At 76.6% G+C, this 16,705-nt stretch carries 14 protein-coding genes; 12 read left to right on the forward strand and 2 right to left on the reverse strand.

What is annotated here, in order from left to right:
- The first annotated feature begins 12 nt into the window (after nucleotides 1-12).
- The 10 genes from ZF1_RS12545 (at nucleotide 13) to ZF1_RS12590 (ending at nucleotide 12,929) form a co-directional block, all read left to right on the forward strand.
- On the forward strand, nucleotides 13-2,949 hold the full coding sequence (locus ZF1_RS12545; protein WP_482637323.1) for a tetratricopeptide repeat protein: 2,937 nt from the start codon (nucleotides 13-15) through the stop codon (nucleotides 2,947-2,949).
- Nucleotides 2,946-3,953: an HAD-IIA family hydrolase gene (locus ZF1_RS12550; RefSeq protein ID WP_482637324.1), complete on the forward strand. Its 1,008-nt coding sequence runs from the start codon at nucleotides 2,946-2,948 to the stop codon at nucleotides 3,951-3,953. Before ZF1_RS12545 ends, ZF1_RS12550 begins: the two co-directional genes overlap by 4 nt.
- 70 nt (nucleotides 3,954-4,023) lie before the next feature.
- Nucleotides 4,024-4,230, forward strand: a complete 207-nt coding sequence (locus ZF1_RS12555; protein ID WP_062402852.1) for a hypothetical protein — start codon at nucleotides 4,024-4,026, stop codon at nucleotides 4,228-4,230.
- A 2-nt stretch (nucleotides 4,231-4,232) separates the two neighbouring features.
- Complete coding sequence (locus ZF1_RS12560; RefSeq protein ID WP_251787150.1) at nucleotides 4,233-5,066, forward strand: TlyA family RNA methyltransferase; 834 nt, start codon at nucleotides 4,233-4,235, stop codon at nucleotides 5,064-5,066.
- Nucleotides 5,063-5,989 carry an NAD kinase gene (locus ZF1_RS12565; RefSeq protein ID WP_476654512.1) on the forward strand — a complete coding sequence of 309 codons (927 nt, stop codon included), beginning with the start codon at nucleotides 5,063-5,065 and terminating at the stop codon, nucleotides 5,987-5,989. Before ZF1_RS12560 ends, ZF1_RS12565 begins: the two co-directional genes overlap by 4 nt.
- Before the next feature lie 90 nt (nucleotides 5,990-6,079).
- Complete coding sequence (gene recN, locus ZF1_RS12570; protein ID WP_476654513.1) at nucleotides 6,080-8,053, forward strand: DNA repair protein RecN; 1,974 nt, start codon at nucleotides 6,080-6,082, stop codon at nucleotides 8,051-8,053.
- A gap of 174 nt (nucleotides 8,054-8,227) precedes the next feature.
- Nucleotides 8,228-9,415 carry a putative cytokinetic ring protein SteA gene (gene steA, locus ZF1_RS12575; RefSeq protein ID WP_073575228.1) on the forward strand — a complete coding sequence of 396 codons (1,188 nt, stop codon included), beginning with the start codon at nucleotides 8,228-8,230 and terminating at the stop codon, nucleotides 9,413-9,415.
- Entirely contained in the window at nucleotides 9,412-10,335 is a 924-nt protein-coding gene (locus ZF1_RS12580) for a copper transporter (RefSeq protein WP_346105041.1), read from the forward strand. The genes steA and ZF1_RS12580 overlap by 4 nt, the downstream gene beginning before the upstream one ends.
- A gap of 22 nt (nucleotides 10,336-10,357) precedes the next feature.
- Nucleotides 10,358-12,127, forward strand: coding sequence for a CTP synthase (locus tag ZF1_RS12585; protein ID WP_405417473.1), 1,770 nt, complete (start codon nucleotides 10,358-10,360; stop codon nucleotides 12,125-12,127).
- Between the two features lie 169 nt (nucleotides 12,128-12,296).
- The gene (locus tag ZF1_RS12590) at nucleotides 12,297-12,929 is read left to right on the forward strand and encodes an NUDIX domain-containing protein (RefSeq protein ID WP_073575225.1); all 633 of its coding nucleotides are present in this window, start codon (nucleotides 12,297-12,299) and stop codon (nucleotides 12,927-12,929) included.
- Nucleotides 12,930-13,059: 130 nt separating this feature from the next.
- On the opposite strand, the gene ZF1_RS12595 is transcribed toward ZF1_RS12590, so the two are convergent.
- Nucleotides 13,060-14,067: a DUF1707 domain-containing protein gene (locus ZF1_RS12595; RefSeq protein WP_482637325.1), complete on the reverse strand. Its 1,008-nt coding sequence runs from the start codon at nucleotides 14,065-14,067 to the stop codon at nucleotides 13,060-13,062.
- A gap of 19 nt (nucleotides 14,068-14,086) precedes the next feature.
- A complete protein-coding gene (locus ZF1_RS12600) occupies nucleotides 14,087-14,404 on the reverse strand; it encodes a hypothetical protein (RefSeq protein ID WP_208823957.1) in 318 nt (105 codons plus the stop codon).
- Nucleotides 14,405-14,752: 348 nt separating this feature from the next.
- On the opposite strand from ZF1_RS12600, the gene ZF1_RS12605 reads away from it, so the two are divergent.
- Nucleotides 14,753-15,745, forward strand: a complete 993-nt coding sequence (locus ZF1_RS12605; protein ID WP_482637326.1) for an LLM class F420-dependent oxidoreductase — start codon at nucleotides 14,753-14,755, stop codon at nucleotides 15,743-15,745.
- A gap of 2 nt (nucleotides 15,746-15,747) precedes the next feature.
- Nucleotides 15,748-16,671, forward strand: a complete 924-nt coding sequence (locus ZF1_RS12610; protein WP_178375003.1) for a site-specific tyrosine recombinase XerD — start codon at nucleotides 15,748-15,750, stop codon at nucleotides 16,669-16,671.
- The last annotated feature ends 34 nt before the right edge of the window (nucleotides 16,672-16,705 follow it).

A 16,705-nucleotide genomic window follows, 5' to 3' on the forward strand; every position in this document is an offset into this window, starting at 1 on the left:
TACCCTGACCACGTGACGGACGGGGAACGTCCCGGCAACGGCCGGGCAGGCGAGGAGCGCGGTTCGCGCAGCGGGTCGGGATGGTCGCGTGGTGACGACCAGCGGGGACGGCGCCGCGACGGCGACGACCGCACGCGTCGCGACGACCGGGGCACCCGTGGCGGCGGCGACCGTGCGCGCGACGACCGGGGACGTCCGGGCGAGCGCCGCACCGAGGGCCGCTCCTGGTCCGACCGGGGTGGACGCGACACCGGCCGGCGCGACAGCGGCTTCCGCGGCGACGACCGCTCCGACCGCGGGCCGCGTCGTGACGACGACCGTCGTCCCGCCCGCGACGACGACCGCCGTTCCGGCGGCACCGGCCGGCGTGACTCGTTCCGGGGTGGCCGCGACGACCGCGGTGGCCGGCCCTCCGGGGGCCGTGACGACCGCCGTCCCTACCGTGACCGTGACGACCGTGGCCCCCGTCCGCAGCGCGACGACGACCGCGGCGGGCGCTCGTACCGGGACCGCGACGACCGCGCCGGTCGTCCCTCCTCCGGCCGTGACGACCGTGGTGGCCGCTCGTTCTCCGGTCGCGAGGACCGTGGCGGGCGTTCCTTCCCCGGTCGCGACGACCGCGGGGAGCGTCCGTCCGGGGGCCGTGACGGTCGCTCCTTCGGCGGCCGAGACGACCGCCGTCCCGCCCGGGGCAGTGACGACCGGGGCAGCCGTCCGTTCCGTGGCGGTGACGACCGTGGCGGTCGGCCCTCCGGGGACCGTGACGACCGTGGTGCCCGCTCCTTCCGCGACCGTGACGACCGCGCCGGCCGTTCCTTCGGTGGCCGTGACGACCGTGGCGCCCGTCCGCAGCGCGACGACGACCGCGGTGGCCGTTCGTTCCGCGACCGTGACGACCGCGGGGGACGTCCGTCCGGCGACCGCGGTGCCCGTTCCTTCGGTGGCCGTGACGACCGTGGCGCCCGTCCGCAGCGCGACGACGACCGCGGTGGCCGTTCGTTCCGTGACCGCGACGACCGGGCCGGTCGGCCGTCCCGGGACCGTGACGACCGTGGCGGCCGTTCCTTCGGTGGTCGTGACGACCGTGGCCCCCGTCCGCAGCGCGACGACGACCGTGGCGCCCGTCCCCACCGGAACCGTGACGACCGCGCGCCCCGCGATCGCGACGACCGGCGCAGCTCGTCCCGGGACCGGGACGACCGCCCGTACCGCGCCCGCGAGGAGCGCCCGTCGCACGACCGCCCGGCCGAGCGGTCTGCGGCCGTCGAGCCCCGGGACGTCGCGCAGCCGGCCGCGGTGCAGGCCGAGCCGGCCGGTGACGCGCCTGCCGTGACGCCGTCGATGACCGACACACGGGAGGCGGCCACGTCGACCGGCGCAACCGCCTCCGACACCGCTGCCCGGGTTCCCGAGACCCCGCCCGCGGAGGCGGCCGACGCGCCGGTCACCCGCGACGAGCCCACCGACGACGCGGTCGGCACGGGCAGCACCGCGCCCGACGACCCCCGGTCCGGCAGCGGGGACCGGACCGACACCCCCGTGACCGACGCCCGCGGGGCCGGTACCGGGGCCGACGCCGTCGACCGCGCCGGGACCGCCCCGGGCACGACCGGATCGGGCGGCGACACCGTCGACGGTCCGCGCACCGACCGTGCCGAGCGTCCCGTCGGGCGCGACGAGCGTCGCCCGCTCCGTGACCGTGACGACCGTGGCCCGCTCCGTGACCGTGACGACCGTGGCCCGCGCCGGGAGCGTGACGACCGTGGCCCGCGTGGCGGCCGGGACGACCGGGGCCCGCGCTCCGGCCGTGACGACCGCAGGCGCGACGACCGTGACGACCGCAGGCGCGACGACCGTGGCCGGAACGACCGTGGCCGCGACGACCGCCGTGACCGCGACGCCCGTCCGCGACGGGCGATCCCGGAGTCGGCCGAGCGGACCTTCGTCGCCGAGCCGGACCTGCCGGACTCGGTGACGGCCGCCGAGCTCGACCCGAGCGTGCGCCGGGACCTGCGCGGCCTCCAGAAGGAGGCCGCCGAGGTCGTGGCGCGGCACCTCGTCGCCGCGGGGCTGCTCGTCGACGAGGACGCCGTGCAGGCGCTCGAACACGTGCGCTACGCGCGGCGCCGGGCGTCGCGGATCGCCGTCGTCCGGGAGGCCGCCGGCATCGTCGCCTACCACGCGGGGGAGTGGAACGAGGCTCTCGGCGAGTTCCGCGCCGCCCGCCGGATGGGCGGCGGACCGGGGCACGTGCACGTCATGGCCGACATCGAGCGCGCCCTCGGCCGTCCCGAGCGTGCTCTCGACCTGGCCCGCAGCCCGGAGGCCCGCGACCTCGGCCACGAGGAGCGGATCGAGCTGCTCATCGTCGCCGCGGGAGCCCGGCGCGACCTGGGCGAGGCCGACGCCGCCGTCGTCGGGCTCCAGGTCCCCGAGCTCGACCCGGTCCGCCGCGATCCGTGGAGCGCCCGGCTGTTCTACGCCTACGCCGACAACCTGCTCGCCGCGGGCCGGGAGTCGGAGGCCGTGCAGTGGTTCGTCCACGCCCACGACGCCGACCAGCACCGGGAGACCGACGCCGCCGCGCGAATCGCCGAGCTGACCGGTGACGAGCTCGAGGGCGCCGACGACGAGCTCTCCGTCGGCTGGGAGGACGTGCCCCCGGCCGCCGACGACCACGCCGAGGCGCCGCACACCGACGCCCCGGCGCCGTCCGGCCGGATCGACGCCGACGACCACGCCGGCGCGGTCGGCGATCCCGGCGCCGACGACGCGTCCGGGGCCGACGCCCCGAGCGCCGACGGGACCGACACCGACGGGACCGACGAGGTCCGCGGCGACACCGACGCGACCGACGGAGGCGCCGTGGCCGAGGAGCAGGACGCCTCCGGGGCGGCTCCCGCCACGGACCACCAGCAGGACCGGGACACCGGGGCCGGCGACCGGTGACCGACGACCTCCTGTCCCGCCACGACGTCCTCCTGGCCGACCTCGACGGCACCCTCTACCGGGGCCCCGAGGTCGTCCCGGGGGCCGTCGAGGCGGTGCGCGGGGCGGCGGACCGCGGCGTGCCCACGGTATACGTCACCAACAACGCCTCGCGCAGCCCCGCCGACGTCGCGGCGCACCTCGCCGAGCTCGGCTTCCCGGCGCGCGTCGAGGACGTCCGCACCAGTTCACAGGCCGCGGCCGCGATGCTGGCCGAGCAGCTCCCGCCGGGCGCGCGGGTGCTGGTCGTCGGCACGTCGGCGCTGGCCGACGAGGTCCGGGCCCGCGGGCTCGCCGTCGTCGGTGACGCCGAGGGCGCGGACGCCGTCGTCCAGGGGCACTCGCCCGACACCGGGTGGCGGATCCTGGCCGAGGCGGTCGTCGCCGTCCGGGCCGGAGCACTGTGGGTCGCCTCCAACGTCGATCCCACCCTGCCCACCGAGCGCGGGGCGCTGCCCGGCAACGGCTCGATGGTCCAGGTCGTGCGGACGGCGACCGGGGCGCGGCCGCAGGTGGCGGGCAAGCCCGCCGCCCGGCTGCTCCGCGAGGGGTGCGGCGACGCGCGGGCCCCGCTCGTCATCGGGGACCGCCTCGACACCGACATCGAGGGTGCCAACGCCATGGGCGCCCCGTCGCTGATGGTCCTGACCGGGGTCAGCGGCGCCGCGGAGCTGCTCGCCGCCGCCCCGGAGCTGCGGCCCACCCACATCGGCGCCGACCTCGCCGCGCTCACCCGCCCACCGGACGAGCTGGCCCCCGGGCCGCGGCCCGGCTGGGACGTCCGCGCCGACGGCGGCACGCTCGTGCTGTCCGGCGACGGGGACGGGCCCGAACCCATGGTGGACGCGCTGCGTGCCCTGTGCGCGGTGGCCTGGGAGCAGGGCGTCCACGACGTCCGCCCCGACGGTGCGGCCGCCGCCGCGGCACTGGCGGACCTCGGCCTGGCGGAGCGGCCAGGGCGGTGACGCCGCGTCGCGGCCGCGGTGGGGACCGTCGGCTACCGTGGCGTCAGAACCCCGTCCCCGGAGATCATCCATGAGCGTTCCCGCACCCGGACCCCGTCCGGGCGACCCGCGGCCCGAGCAGGACCGCCCCGTCGCGGCCCTGCGTGCCGAGGTCGACGCGGCCGTCGCGGCGCTCGACGCGCTGGACGACCGTCCGGTCTCCGAGCACCCGGCCGCGTTCGAGCGGGTGCACGCCGCGCTCGGCCGCGCGCTGAGCGCCGGCTCGGAACGGGAGTGACGATGGGCCCCACCCGCGCCCGGCTGGACGCCGAGCTCGTCCGCCGCAAGCTCGCCCGCTCCCGCGGCCAGGCCGCCGAGCTGATCGCCGCAGGCCGGGTCGTCGTCAACGGCATGCCGGCGGCGAAGCCCGCCACCGTGGTGGACCGGGACGCACCCGTCCTCGTCCGCCCGGACGACGACGGCGAACCCGACTGGGCCTCCCGCGGTGCCAAGAAGCTGCTCGGCGCCCTCGACGCGTTCACCGACGTCGACCCCGCCGGGCGGCGCTGCCTCGACGCCGGCGCCTCCACCGGCGGCTTCACCGACGTGCTGCTCACCCGCGGGGCGGCCGAGGTCGTCGCCGTCGACGTCGGGTACGGCCAGCTGGTGTGGCGGCTGCAGTCCGACGAGCGCGTCCACGTGCACGACCGCACCAACGTCCGGGCCCTCGAACCGGAGCAGATCGGCGGGACGGTCGACCTGACCGTCGCCGACCTGTCGTTCATCTCGCTGCGCACCGTGCTGCCGGCCCTCGCCGCCTGCACCGCGCCCGGAGGCGACCTGCTGCCCATGGTGAAACCACAGTTCGAGGTCGGGAAGGACCGACTCGGCTCCGGCGGGGTCGTACGGGACCCGGGCCTGCGCACCGAGGCGCTGCACGGGGTCGCGACCGCCGCCGCCGCAGCCGGGCTGCACGTCCTCGGCGCGACCGCGAGTCCGCTGCCCGGCCCGTCGGGCAACGTGGAATACTTCCTGCACCTGCGCCGGCCCGCCGCCGGCCCGGCCGGCGGCGCCCCCGAGCAGCCCGAGCTCGCGCCGATGCTGGCCGCCGCGGTCGCGGACGGCCCCGCATGAGGGAGGTCCTGCTGGTCCTGCACACCGGGCGGCCCACCAACCGCAAGACCGCGCTGCACGTGATGGGCGAGCTCGGGCGGCTCGGCCTGCGCACCCGGGTGCTCGCCGACGAGTGGGCCGAGCTCGCCGCGGACCCCGACGTCCCGGCGGGCTACGAGCCGGTCCCGGTCCCCGGGAGCCCCGAGTGCGCCCGCGGCGCCGAGGCGGTCCTGGTGCTCGGCGGTGACGGCACCCTGCTGCGCGCCGCCGACCTCGCCCGCCACGCCGGCGTGCCCCTGCTGGGCGTCAACCTCGGCCACGTCGGTTTCCTCGCCGAGGCCGAGGAGGACACGCTGCCCGAGGCGCTGCAGAAGCTCGCCGACGGCGACTACGAGGTCGAGGAACGGACCACCCTCGAGGCCGTCGTCACCGCCGCCGGGCAGGTGCTCGGCCGGGCGTGGGCGCTGAACGAGGCCGTCGTCGAGAAGACCACCCGCGGCCGCATCCTCGAGGTCGTCCTCGAGGTCGACGGTCGCCCGGTGTCCTCCTTCGGCTGCGACGGGGTGCTCTGCTCCACCCCGACCGGCTCGACCGCCTACGCCTTCTCCGCGGGCGGGCCGCTGATCTGGCCGCAGGTGCAGGCACTGCTGGTGGTCCCCAGCAACGCACACGCCCTGTTCGCCCGGCCGATGGTGATCGCGCCGGAGAGCACCGTCGCGATCGAGGTGTCCGCCGACGGCCCGTCCGCCGTGCTGGACTGCGACGGCCGTCGCACCGTCGCGGTGCCGCCCGGGGCCCGGGTGGAGCTGCGCCGCGCGTCGGAGCCCGTGCGGATGGTGCGCCTGGCCGCGCAGCCCTTCGCCGACCGGCTCGTCCGCAAGTTCGACCTGCCCGTCCGGGGCTGGCGCGGGGCCCGGACCCAGCCACCGGGTTCGAACACCTGATCGACCGTTCGGCGCACGGGAACATCCGTTCGGTGCCGTTCGCGTGTCGGGGCTCGAACGCTGTCGGTGTTCGAACGTATGGTCCCACGCATGTTGTCCGAGATGCGGATCCAGGGCCTCGGCGTGATCGACGACGCGACCCTGGAACTCGACCCGGGCCTGACCGTGCTCACCGGTGAGACCGGCGCCGGGAAGACCATGGTCGTGACCGGGCTGAACCTCCTCGGCGGTGGCCGCGCGGAGTCCTCGCGGGTGTCGGCCGGGGCGCGCCGCGCCGTCGTCGAGGGCCGGTTCGCGGCCTCGCCGGGGGCGCTGGAACTGGCCGAGGAGGTGGGCGCCGAGGCCGACGACGACGGGTCGCTGATCGCGGCCCGCACCGTGTCGGCCGACGGGCGCTCCCGGGCCCACCTGGGCGGCCGGTCGGTGCCCAACGGGGTGCTGGGCAGGCTCGCCGAGACCCAGCTCGCCGTGCACGGGCAGAACGACCAGCTGCGGCTGCTGCGCGGCTCCGACCAGCGGGCCCTGCTCGACCGCTTCGCCGGGGACCCCGTCGCGGTCCCGCTGGCCGCCTACCGGACGGTGCGCACCGAGTGGCTGCAGGTGGTCACCGAGCTCGCCGAGCGGCGGGACAACGCCCGCCGGCTCGCCCAGGAGGCGGACCTGCTGCGCCACGGTCTCGCCGAGATCGAGGCCGCCGACCCGCAGCCCGGTGAGGACCGCGAGCTCGTCGAACAGGCCCGCCGGATGGCCGAGGCCGACGACCTGCGAGCCGCCGCCGAGAGCGCACACCTCGCGCTGTCCGGCTCGGACGACGGCGAGGCCCCCGGCGCGGTCGGGCTCGCCGGGCAGGCCAAGGGGCTCGCCGAGGGCAGCGGCGACCCCGCGCTGGAGGAGCTCGGCCCGCGCCTCACCGAGGCCATCGCGGTGCTCGCCGACGCCGCGGCCGAGCTGAGCGGCTACCTCGACCGGCTCGACGCCGACCCCGAGCTGCTGTCCCGCGTCCTGACCCGCCAGGCCGAGCTCAAGGCACTCACCCGCAAGTACGCGGCGGACACCGACGGCGTGCTGGCCTGGGCGGACACCGCCCGCGAGCGGCTGTCCGGGCTCGACACCTCCGACGAGGCGCTCGCCGAGCTGTCGGCCCGCCGTGACGCGCTCGCCGGTGAGCTGGCCGGTCACGCCGCCGCGGTCACCGCGGCGCGCACCGCCGCCGCGTCCCGGCTGGCCGAGGCGACCACGGCGGAACTCGCCGGGCTCGCCATGAAGGACGCGACGCTGCAGGTCGGCGTGCAGCCGCGGCCCGCCGCCGACACCGGGCCGGTGCTCGAGGTCGGCGGGCGGCGCTGCCAGGCCGGGTCCAGCGGCGTCGACGAGGTCGAGATCCGGCTCGTCCCGCACGCCGGGGCGGTGGCCCAGCCGCTGCACAAGGGCGCCTCCGGCGGTGAGCTGTCCCGGGTCATGCTGGCCCTGGAGGTCGCGCTCGCCGGGGCCGACCCGGTGCCGACCATGGTGTTCGACGAGGTCGACGCCGGCGTCGGCGGCCGGGCCGCGGTGGAGATCGGCCGCCGGCTCGCGCAGCTCGCGGCCCGCCACCAGGTCATCGTCGTCACCCACCTGCCGCAGGTCGCTGCGTACGCCGACCGGCACCTCGTGGTGCAGAAGGCGTCCGGGGCGGGGGTCACCCGCTCCAGCGTGCGGCGGCTCACCGAGGAGGAGCGCACCGGGGAGCTGGCACGGATGCTGGCCGGGATGGACGACACCGACACCGGCCGCGCGCACGCGGAGGAGCTGCTCAGCGCCGCGACCGCGCACCGGGAGGCCGACCGCGCGGCGGCACGGCCCGCGGACCTCGCCGAGGCCCGGTCGCGTCGCGCGCAGTCCCGGCGCGGCCGGACCGTGCAGGACACGGACACCGGCGCCGCGACCGCGCCGGCGGAGGGTGCGGTCCCCGGGCCGCGCGGCACCGACTCCCGCGGCACCGACTCCCGCGGCGTCGACCCGGACGCTGCCGCGGGTCGTCCCTCCGCCGCATCGCGGCGCCGCCGGGTCGCCCGGGCCGGCTGAGCGGGCCCGGCCGACGGCCGCCCGGGCGGCCTGCCGTCGCTGTGGGTGAGCGGCGCGGGTGCTCCGGGCGCCGCCACCCGGGGGGCGACGGGGGATCGTCCGGGCCGGTGACGTCGCGGTCTCGCGCGGCGTGCCTGCGTGGTCACGGACGCCCCACCTGTCACAGTGCGCCACATGAAGCTGTCCGGCCTGCTGCATCGTTCCCGACCGGAGCTGCCGGGCCTGACCGGCCCGGCCCGCGCCGACCGCCGCATCGAGTCGGTGCTGCGGCGCCTGCGCCCCGGCGACATCGCCGTGATCGACCAGGTCGACCTGGACCGGGCGACCGCGGACGCGCTCGTCGCCGCCCGGGTCGCCGCGGTCGTCAACGCCGCCCCGTCGATCTCCGGCCGGTTCCCGAACCTCGGCCCGCAGGTGCTCGTCGAGGCGGGCATCCCGCTCGTCGACGACTGCGGTCCCGACACCCTGCGCGCGGTCAAGGACGGCATCCGGGTGCGGCTGCACGACGGCGTGCTCTACACCGGCGAACAGCCGCTGTGCGAGGGTCGCGAGCAGACCGAGGACACCGTCGCCGACGCCCTGGACGAGGCCAAGCAGGGCCTGACCCACCAGCTCGAGGCGTTCGCCGCGAACACCATCGAGTTCATGCGCCGCGAGCGCTCGCTGCTCCTCGACGGGCACGGCGTTCCCGAGGTCGATGTCGCCCTCGACGGGCGGCCGGTGCTCGTCGTCGCCGCCGGGTTCGAGCACCTCGCCGTGCTGAAGCGGCTCAAGACCTACATCAAGGAGTACCGGCCGGTGCTCGTCGGCGTCGGGGCGGGCGCGGACGCGCTGCTCAACGCGCGCCACCGCCCGGACCTCATCGTCGCCGACCCGTCCGAGGTGTCGAACCAGGCGCTGACCAGCGGCGCCGACGTCGTCGTCCCGGCATTCCCCGACGGGCACGCCCCGGGGCTGCACCGTGTGCAGGACCTGGGCGCCAGCGCCGTGACGTTCCCGTCGATGGCCAACCCCGAGGACCTCGCCCTGCTGCTCGCCCACCACCGCGGCGCCTCGATGATCGTCACGGTCGGGCTGTCGGCGTCGATGGGGGAGTTCCTCGACCGCGGGCGGTCGGGCAGCAACGCCTCGACGTTCCTGACCCGGCTGCAGGCGGGGGGCAGCGTCGTCGACGGCGCGATGATCGCCCAGATGTACCGGAGCCGGACCTCGTTCGCCCCGCTGCTGCTGCTCGTCGCGGCCGCGGTGGTCGCGGTCGTCGTCGCCGTGCTCGTGTCCGGCGGCGGCCCCGCGGTGCTGGAGTGGCTGCGTGGCGTGCTGGAGAGCCTGCGGGCCCTGGTCGCCGGATGGTTCCCGGCGTGATCTCGCGGCGCCACCACCGCATCGCCCTGGTCGCGGTGTTCGTGCTGGCCCTCGCGGCCGGGTTCGTCCTCGCCGTCGTCGGGCTGCCGCAGCGCATCGCCGACGTCGCGGCCTCGGGGACGGACACGGGCGAGACCGCCCGGCTGAGCGTCGAACGCGACACCCTGGCCGCGCAGCTGCACGCCAGTGACGAGTTCGCCGGCCGCGTCGGACCCGATCTGGTGCGCGGGAAGCTCACCGGGGTGCCCGTGACCGTCGTGGCGCTCGGTGCCGACCCGGCCGACACGCGCGCGGTCGCGGAGCTCGTCGTCGCCGCGGGGGGCAGCGTCGCGGGGGAGGTCGTGCTCACCCCGGCCGTCACCGACCCGGCCCGCGCCGACCAGCTGCGCGACCTGTCCGCACGGCTGCTGCCGTCGGGGGCCCAGCTCCCCACCGCCACCGACGCCGGTGCGCTCGCCGGGGGCCTGCTCGGCTCCGCGCTGCTGGCCCCGCCCGACGGCCCCGCACCCGCCCCGGACGGGGCCGGCGCGGTGCTCGCCGGGCTCGCCGGCGGCGGCTTCGCCGAGGCACCGCAGGGCAGTCCCGCGGCCGGGCGGGTGGCCGTCGTCGTCACCGGTGCCGCGTACTCCGGCGTGGACGCCGGCGCCTCGGCGTCCACCGCGGCGGCACTGGCCGCGGAGCTCGACCGTCGTGGGGCGGGAGCCGTGCTGGCCGGGCGGGACGCCGCGGACGGTTCGGCCGTCGCCGCCGCCCGCTCGTCCGGGGCCGGTCCGGTGGGACGCCTCGCCACCGTCGACGGCGTCGGTACCGGGGCCGGGCGGGTCGCGACCGTGCTCGCGCTCGCCGAACGACAGGCAGGAGGCACCGGCCGCTACGGTTCCGGGGCCGGAACGGTGGGGCCGGTTCCCGCCGCCCCTTGACCGATCGGTAGGCTGAAACTCCGTGCAGACTCGCGCCACCCGTCATCTCTTCGTCACCGGTGGGGTCGCGTCCTCGCTGGGTAAGGGCCTGACCGCCTCCAGTCTCGGTCAGTTGCTCACCGCGCGCGGGCTTCGCGTCACCATGCAGAAGCTCGACCCCTACTTGAACGTCGACCCCGGGACCATGAACCCGTTCCAGCACGGCGAGGTGTTCGTCACCGAGGACGGTGCCGAGACCGACCTCGACGTCGGCCACTACGAGCGGTTCCTGGACCGTGACCTCGCCGGGCGGGCCAACGTCACCACCGGCCAGGTCTACTCCGAGGTCATCGCCAAGGAGCGTCGCGGCGAGTACCTCGGCGACACCGTCCAGGTGATCCCGCACATCACCAACGAGATCAAGGACCGCGTCCTCGCGATGGCCGAGCCCGACGCCGAGGGCCTGGCCCCCGACGTCGTCATCACCGAGGTCGGCGGCACCATCGGCGACATCGAGTCGCTTCCGTTCGTCGAGGCCGCCCGCCAGGTCCGCCACGAGGTCGGCCGGGACAACTGCTTCTTCCTGCACGTGTCGCTGGTGCCGTACCTGGCGCCGTCGGGCGAGCTGAAGACCAAGCCGACCCAGCACTCCGTCGCGGCGCTGCGCAACATCGGCATCCAGCCCGACGCGGTGGTCCTGCGTGCCGACCGGGAGATCCCCGAGGGCATGAAGCGCAAGATCTCCCTGATGTGCGACATCGAGCTCGACGGCGTCGCCGCGTGCCCGGACGCCCCGTCGATCTACGACATCCCGAAGGTGCTGCACGGCGAGGGCCTCGACGCCTACGTCGTGCGCCGGCTGGGGCTGCCGTTCCGCGACGTCGACTGGACCGTGTGGGGCGACCTGCTCGACCGCGTCCACCACCCGCGGGAGACCGCGACGATCGCGCTGGTCGGCAAGTACGTCGACCTGCCCGACGCCTACCTCTCGGTCACCGAGGCGCTGCGGGCCGGCGGCTTCGCCCACCACGCCAAGGTGGCGATCCGCTGGGTGCCGTCGGACTCCTGCGAGACCCCGGCCGGCGCGGCCGAGGCGCTCGACGGCGTCGACGGGGTGCTCGTCCCCGGCGGCTTCGGCATCCGCGGGATCGAGGGCAAGCTCGGCGCCATCACCCACGCCCGCACCCGGCGCATCCCCACCCTGGGGCTGTGCCTGGGCCTGCAGTGCATGGTCATCGAGACCGCGCGCACCGTCGCCGGCCTGGAGGACGCCAGCTCGACCGAGTTCGACCCGGAGACCGCGCACCCGGTGATCTCGACGATGGCGACCCAGCGCGACGTCGTCGCGGGCGAGCGGGACATGGGCGGGACCATGCGCCTGGGCGCCTACCCGGCGGTGCTGCAGCCCGGCTCGGTCGCGGCGAAGGCCTACGGGTCGCGCGAGATCTCCGAGCGGCACCGGCACCGCTTCGAGGTGAACAACGCCTACCGGCAGCAGCTCACCGAGGCGGGCCTGGTGTTCGGGACCTCCCCGGACGGGACGCTCGTGGAGTTCGTGGAGCTGACGTCGTCGCAGCACCCGTTCTTCGTCGGGACCCAGGCGCACCCCGAGCTCAAGAGCCGCCCGACCCGGCCGCACCCGCTGTTCGCGGCGTTCGTGAAGGCGGCGCTGCGCTACCGGGCCGAGGACCGGCTGCCGGTGCACCTGCCCGGCCGGGACAACACCGACGCCGAGACGGTCGAGGGCGACGACGTCGCCGTCGGCGCGGGCGGCAACGGCGTGGCCCGGGCCGAGAGCACCTCCGCCCGCTGACCCCGACCGGACCGGGCCGCCGACGGTGGCCCGGTCCGGCACGGCGGCCCGGGGCCCTGCCGCCGGGCGCGGCACGCGGCCCGCACGGCCCGCGCGCCCCGCACGGGCCGGGCCCGGCGACTACTGTCCGACGGGTGATCGAACTGCGCATCCGCCGGGCGGTGACCCGGTGACCCGCCCCGGTGAGCACGACTTCCCGGTCCGCTCGGCCACCGACATCTACTCCGGCCGCGTCATGGCGCTGCGGTCGGACCGCGTCGTCATGCCCGGCGGCCGGGTCGCGACCCGCGAGATCCTGGAGCACCCGGGGGCGGTCGCCGTCGTCGCGGTGGACGAGGCCGGGCGGGTCCGGATGCTGCACCAGTACCGCCACGCCGTCCGGCGACGGCTGTGGGAGCTCCCCGCCGGCCTGCTCGACGTGGCGGGGGAGGACCCCGCGGTCACCGCCGACCGGGAGCTGACCGAGGAGGCCGGGCTGTCGGCGTCGGACTGGTCGGTGCTGCTCGACGTCGTGCCCTCACCCGGGTTCTCCGACGAGTCGGTCCGCATCTTCCTCGCCCGCGAGCTCGTCGAGAAGCCCCGCCCCGACCTGGGCGACGACGAGGAGGCCGACCTCGAGCTGCGCTGGATCCCGATCGCCGAGGCCGTCGGGATGGTGTTCTCCGGCGAGATCGTCAACGCGGTGTCCTGCGCCGGGCTGCTCGCGGCCCGCGCGGTGCTGGCCGGGGAGTTCGACCCGCGCCCGGTCGACGCCGAGTGGGCCGACCGCCCGTTCCGCTTCGCCCGCCGCGCCGACGAGTGATCCTCCGCCGCGCCGACGGGTGACCGCGGGCCGCGGCGACGCGTCACCGCGCCGGGTCTCCGGGTGACGGCCTGCCGGGCCGGCGGGTGTCCGCCCGGCGGCGCCCACGGGTGACCGCGCCGGGCGGTGGTCAGGGCCGCAGCGGACGACCCGCCGGGTCCCGGGGCGATCCGGCGAGCACCACGATCCCGTCCACGAACGACCAGATCGCACCGATCCCGAAGGTCAGGAACGTGACCAGCAGCTGCGCGACGGCCAGCCCGGTGTGGCCCGAGTAGAACCGGCCGATGCCGAACGGCAGGAACAGCTGCAGCAGCCCCGCCACGATCTTCTGCTTGTCCGAGTACGGCAGCCCCGAGTAGGGCTCGCGGCCGTAGGGCGCGGTCGGGTCGTAGCCGTAGGAGCCGTAGGACGGGGGCCCGGGGTGCGGCGGGTAGGCCGCGCCCGGGTGCTGCGGCTGCCCGGACGCCCAGCCCGGCGCACCGGCCGCCCACGCCGGCCCGCCGGGGAACCCGCCGCCGGGGGACATGCCCGCGGGGCCGCCGTCCGGGTACGGCCCGGACGGGTACGTCCCGCCGGGGTACCCCGCGCCCGGGTACCCGGGCGCCCCGGGGGCCGGCCACGGCGGGCGGGGACCGGCGGTCGTCGGCGACGGGTCCGGGTAGGGGCCCGCCGCGGGGTGACCCGACGGATCCGGGTACGGGGTGGCCCGGGTCGGGCCGGGGACCGCGAAGCGCGCGGTGCGCTCGGCGTCACCGCCGTGCCCGTCGTCGTGGGCGTCCGCGGAGCCGCTGCCGGTGGACGTCCCGGTGCGCGCGGTCGCGCCGGTGGTGGCCGGATCTGCGGAGGTGGGATCCGCGCCGGTGGGACCGGTGGTCGCGGGACCCGCACCGGCGGGACCGCCGCCCGGGTCGTCGCCGGCCGCGGACGGGGACGGCGCCACCCCGGTGAGCGACGCCGGGTGCGGCTCGGGCAGGTCGGTGAACAGGGCCGCCAGCTCCGACCGCGTCGTCGCCGCCCGGGCCCGGCGCACCCGCGCGTCGAACGCGTCGACGTCCAGCGCCCCGCCCGTGTAGTGGCGGGACAGCGCCCGCACCGTCTCCTCCTGCTCGGCGTAGCCGATCGGGTCCGCGCTCATACCCCGACCGTAGCCGCGATCAGCTGTGGAACAGCACGCTGCGACACGCGCGATGCAGGGCGAGGCGCTCGTCCGGGTCGGCGAGGTCGGCGCCGAGCACGTGGCGTACCCGTTCGGGCCGGGCCGCGTCCCCGGCCTCGCCGAGGGTGCGGGCCGGCCCGCCCGCCCCGCGGTGCACCCGTACCACCCCGGTCGAGCCGAAGCCCCACAGCACGATCATGGTGACGACCAGGCCGAACACCAGCGACCACGCCCGGACCGGCAGCCCGCCGATCAGCGTGACCAGGCCCTCGGCCGAGACCCCGGACCGCACGCCGAACCAGTCGACGAGGCTCACCCCCGATCGCGACGCCGATCAGCGCGCCGCCGCCGTGGCCGCAGCCGGTCCAGCGGGCCAGCAGCGAGGTGTTCAGGCCCTCCTCGCAGCCGATGACCCCGACGCGGATCGAGACCAGCTCCAGGATCACCGCGCCGAGGGTGACGGCGACGAAGGCGTCCCAGAACCCATCCCGAGACCGGGTGTCGAGCCGAGCAGGAACTGGCTCAGGGCCGACTCCCGCCTGGTTGCGAGAACGGTAGGTGCAGGTCAGAGCCCGGTCACGGGGCGATGTGCCCGTCCCGGGGCCGACCACTGTGCAGACTGCCCTCACGGGCCGCCGCGCGACGGCCGTCCTAGGCTCTGCGCATGCGTTTCGGACTCTTCGTGCCCCAGGGCTGGCGTCTCGACCTCGTCGGCATCGACCCCGCCGCCCAGTGGGACGTGATGCGCGGCCTCGCCGAGCACGCCGACCGCGGCGACGTCTGGGAGTCGGTCTGGGTCTACGACCACTTCCACACCGTCCCCGCGCCCACCGACGAGGCCTGCCACGAGGCGTGGAGCCTGATGGCCGCCTTCGCCGCGACGACCGAGCGGGTGCGGCTGGGCCAGATGTGCACCTGCATGGCCTACCGCAACCCCGCGTACCTGGCGAAGGTCGCCGCCACCACCGACGTCATCTCCAAGGGCCGCGTCGAGATGGGCATCGGCGGCGGCTGGTACGAGCACGAGTGGCGCGCCTACGGCTACGGCTTCCCCCGGCCCGGCGAGCGGCTCGGCATGCTCGACGAGGGCGTGCAGATCTTCGCCCAGGCCTGGCGCGAGGGCCGGGCCACCCTGCACGGGAAGCACTACACCGTCGACGACGCCATCGTCGCGCCCCGCCCGCTCCAGGACGGCGGCATCCCGCTGTGGATCGCCGGCGGCGGCGAGAAGGTGACCCTCAAGATCGCCGCGAAGTACGCGCAGTACACCAATTTCGACGGCACCCTCGACGGCTTCCGGCACAAGTCGGCGCTGCTCGCCGACCACTGCCGCGACGTCGGCACCGACTACGACGCCATCGTCCGCTCGGCCAACTACAACGTCGCGATCGGGCACACCGAGGCCGAGGTGGAGGAGCGGCTCGCCCGGCTCGTCGCCCGGCTGGAGCCGATCGTCGGTGCGGAGAAGGCCCAGGGCGCGCTGGGTGCGTTCCGCGGGATGCCCGGTGTCGGGACCCCGGAGCAGATCGTGGACAAGCTCTCCGCGCTGCAGGCCGTCGGCATGGGCTACGGCATCTTCTACTTCCCCGAGGCCGCCTACGACCGGTCGGGCATCGAGCTGTTCGAGCGCGAGGTCGTCCCGGCCCTGCGGGACTGACGGTGCCGACCGTGCGCCGGGTGGCCGAGGACTACCTGGACCACCTGGCCGTCGAGCGGGGGCGGGCGCAGAACACGCTGCGCTCCTACCGGCTCGATCTCGGGCGCTACCTCGACCACCTCGACCACCTGGGACGCGCGGAGCTGACCCAGGTGGCCGAGGCCGACGTCGCCGCGTTCGTCACGGCGCTGCGCACGGGGGAGCGCCCGCTGGCCGCGTCCTCGGCGGCGCGGGCGCTGGCCGCGGTGCGCGGGCTGCACCGGTTCGCGCTGCACGAGGGGCTCACCCCGACCGACGTCGCGGCCGGAGTGGCGCCGCCGGCACTGGGCTCGCGGCTGCCGTCCGCGCTGTCGGTCGACCAGGTCGACCAGCTCCTCGCCGGCTGCGTGTCCGACGGCCCGGTCGGGCTGCGCGACCGGGCCCTGCTGGAGCTGCTGTACTCCACCGGCGCCCGGATCTCCGAGGTCGTCGGCGCCGACCTCGACGACCTGGACCCGGACGCGCGGACGATCCTGCTGCACGGCAAGGGGAACAAGCAGCGGATCGTGCCCGTCGGGCGTCCCGCGCTGGCCGCCGTCGACGCCTACCGGGTCCGGGCCCGGCCCGACCTCGCCGGACGGGGCACGGGCAGCCCGGCGCTGCTGCTCAACGCCCGCGGCAACCGGCTGTCCCGGCAGAGCGCCTGGCACGTGCTGCGCGCCGCCGCCGAGGCGTCCGGGCTGCCCGGCGACGTCGTCGCCGCGGTCTCCCCGCACACCCTGCGGCACTGCTTCGCCACCCACCTGCTCTCCGGCGGCGCCGACGTGCGGGTGGTGCAGGAGCTGCTCGGGCACGCAAGCGTCGCGACCACGCAGATCTACACCCACGTCACCGTCGACACGCTGCGCGAGGTCTACGCCACCGCGCACCCCCGCGCCCGCGGCTGAGAGGCGCGGGCACTACGTTCCGGGACCCATGCGG

It is taken from the genome of Pseudonocardia sp. ZF1, from assembly GCF_056835605.1.